The sequence below is a fragment of the Bradyrhizobium sp. 132 genome (genome assembly GCF_023074185.1).
Classification (GTDB): domain Bacteria; phylum Pseudomonadota; class Alphaproteobacteria; order Rhizobiales; family Xanthobacteraceae; genus Bradyrhizobium.
Genome location: NZ_JADPKY010000186.1, coordinates 1 through 2920 on the forward strand (window position 1 = coordinate 1; position 2920 = coordinate 2920).

General features: G+C 54.2%; 4 protein-coding genes. 1 reads left to right on the top strand and 3 read right to left on the bottom strand.

The features are described from left to right. The coding region (locus tag IVA74_RS40130) for an IS3 family transposase (RefSeq protein WP_247353611.1) at positions 1-447 on the top strand (447 nt) is incomplete at its 5' end. Positions 448-454: 7 nt separating this feature from the next. On the opposite strand, the gene IVA74_RS40135 is transcribed toward IVA74_RS40130, so the two are convergent. The 3 genes from IVA74_RS40135 to rpmB all read right to left on the bottom strand — a co-directional run bounded on the left by IVA74_RS40135 (position 455) and on the right by rpmB (position 2812). Further along, on the bottom strand, positions 455-1168 hold the full coding sequence (locus IVA74_RS40135; RefSeq protein ID WP_247353612.1) for an AAA family ATPase: 714 nt from the start codon (positions 1166-1168) through the stop codon (positions 455-457). After that, positions 1150-2274, bottom strand: a complete 1125-nt coding sequence (locus tag IVA74_RS40140; RefSeq protein ID WP_247353614.1) for a DUF262 domain-containing protein — start codon at positions 2272-2274, stop codon at positions 1150-1152. Before IVA74_RS40140 ends, IVA74_RS40135 begins: the two co-directional genes overlap by 19 nt. 226 nt (positions 2275-2500) lie before the next feature. After that, positions 2501-2812, bottom strand: coding sequence for a 50S ribosomal protein L28 (gene rpmB / locus IVA74_RS40145; protein ID WP_247353616.1), 312 nt, complete (start codon positions 2810-2812; stop codon positions 2501-2503). Positions 2813-2920 lie beyond the last annotated feature (108 nt).

Below are 2920 nucleotides of genomic sequence, written 5' to 3' on the forward strand. Positions count from 1 at the left end.
GCGGAGGGTTGGCTCTATGTGGCCGCAGTCGTTGATCTGTTCTCGCGGCGGGTGGTCGGCTGGTCAATGAGTACAGCAATGACGGCACAGCTCGTCACCAATGCCCTGGTGATGGCGATCTGGCGACGAGGCAAGCCGGACGCGCTGTTGCATCATTCCGATCGCGGCAGCCAATACACCAGCGAACAGTTCCAGAGGCTGATGGCCGATCACGGCGTGGTCTGCTCGATGAGCCGGTCAGGCAATGTCTGGGACAACGCTGCAATGGAGAGCTTCTTCTCGTCCTTGAAGACCGAGCGAACAGCGCGCAAAGTGTACCGGTCACGCAACGAGGCCAAGGCCGACGTGTTCGACTACATCGAGCGCTTCTACAATCCGAAGCGAAGGCATTCGACGATCGGATATCTGAGCCCTATGGAGTTCGAACGGAAGGTTGGATTAGCTTAAGCCGGTGTCAACAGAACCGGGTGCAGCTCAATTTTGGGGTCGCGCGCTGAAGTCGCCACCAGAGAAAGAATGCTGAGAATTCGCCTGAACCCATAGACCTACTGTCGTAGCGGTCTGGTCCAAAAGCGACCTCAAAAAACGGAACGACATCTTCCCCAAGCTCAACCTCGTAGAGATTGATCTGCCGATAGTTTCGCATGGTGAGGAAGTTGATTTCGGTCAACTGCTCCGGGTCGAGCTCTATCGCTCCAGCACCGTTTATTATGTCTTCTGGGCTGTCGGAGTTGGAGAATTCACTTTGAATTCGTGGACCCTCGTTCGCAGTATCGATATAGGCGATCTCCAACTCTAGCTCATCTCGTGATGAACTGGCCGAGGCTTCTTGACTTCCAAAGTCCAAGCCGAATTCAAACGAGTTATCCGGGCCCGCAACCTCGACAGTGGCGGTGCCGCTCTTCAGTCGAGCAAAGCCCAATGGCTTTTTCTTTGCCGCATCGGGATCAAGGACTGACCATAGCAGGCGGAGGAGCGTGGTCTTTCCAACGCCATTCGGCCCACACAAAACACTTAGGGGAGAAAGTAGCGGGATATCTCCTTCACCTAAGCTTGGAACGGACGAAAAGGAAACTCGCTTGATCCTTATCGGCCACGAGCTGGCCTTCTCGTGTAGCCTCCGGCGGAAATCTTGTGCTCTCGCCAACCTCACAGCGAGCGCCCCCATTTATCAACTTGAAGCACTTGAGAAAGAACGGCCTCCAAAGTCGCATCGGGCTGCGCAGAGTGAATGGACCGCACGTCCTGCAACTGACTTTGAGAAATGATTTTCGGGAGAGGGCCGCCATCAGTTAACCAAAAAGCGTACCAGAGACAAAAGTCGCGATAAACTACGGAGGCTACGTCAGCGACACGCAAACTCGAGCGATTTTCGAACAGCGCGAATGTTTCAGACAAAAATGCCTTGTGAGATTTGCGAAGCTTCTCTGAAGTGAAATCTCTAAGAAAATGAGGGTTGGGGGGCGTCTCAAATCTCGAAAAGAATAGAAGCCATGAAAGAATGCTCGCTTTATTGAATCGTGCGGAAGCTGCCTGTTCTCGACTTTGTGAAAAATACTCTACCGATTTCTGCGCGTCGGCCATGACCGACGAACTGAATCCCTCTTTTGTCTTGAATCGCTCAGATATTAGGGTTTCGCTCGCCCTGATGCCAAAATTTCGTTTGTCTAGAAAGAATAGAAGTTTTGCAAAGATATCGTCATAGGCCATCCTTGCATTCGAAAAGCCGATTGTTTCTTTAGTGTTCTCGAACGATTGAAAACTGTCTACGAGCCCCTTGAGCTGTTCGCGCGCAGGACCAAACAAGGCATTTCGCTGTTCTCCAGCCGTGAGGCTTGTGGGCTGGTTCAGTCGATAGAATAGTTCGTTTGGTTCTTCGGGATCGTATTCGCTAATTCGGAATCCTCTTAGCGGATAATTGTCGACCTTCCTCTTAGTTGGTGGGTCGAGCTGACTGTAGAATTTTCCATGAAGTACCTTGAGCGTCTCGTCCACGGGGCTGATGGTTGCATCGATCGAAAATCTGTCGTGCAAGAAGTCGCGTAACGCCGCGAGACGTTGCTGCCCGTCGAGTACTTCGAGACGATTGTCGGAAGTCACAACGAAATGAACTGGCGGTATTGACCATTCGCGAAGCACGGTGTCGATGAGCCGTCTCTTCTTTGCGATTGGCCAGACTTCTTGCCGCTGAAAATCGGGCTGGAGGTCGACGTCACCCGCGTCAATCCGATTAACGAGACTCCGGATGTCCGGGTCCCAAGCACTAAGCTTCATGAGCTAAGATATTCCCGCAAGTGGATATCAGAAATGAACGATCGGTATGCCGTCGCAATATTCTATGATCGCGCCCCGGTAGCAACATCGACTTGTGTATATCCAACTGGTTGTTCACTACTCCAAACAAAAACGGCCGGATCTTCCGATCCGGCCGTCACGCAAAACTCTACTTGGCTAAGCCTGCGCCTCGCGACGCAAACCCCCGCCAAATTCGAAAACTCGCTTAGCCGGCCTTCTTCGCCGGCGCAGGCGTCGGGCCGACCTTCTTCTGAATGGCGCGCTTCAGCTCGAGGGCGCGCGGCGACAGCACGGCGGCCTTGGCCTTGATCAGGAAGGGGTCGAGGCCGCCATTGTGGTCGACGCTCTTGATCGCGCTGGTGGAGACGCGCAGGCGCACGTTGCGGCCCAGCGCTTCGCTGATGAAGGTCACGTTGACCAGGTTCGGCAGGAAGCGGCGCTTGGTCTTGATGTTGGAGTGGCTGACCGTGTGGCCGACCTGGGGGCCCTTGGCCGTCAATTCGCAGCGGCGAGACATGGCAAAATCCTCAATCTTTCCCAACGATGTGCGGCCGCCATTCGGGGCGCCACGGGCAAATTCTCTGTCCTTGCAGGGAGCGGGCGGACGTATAGGGGGGAAGGGGCG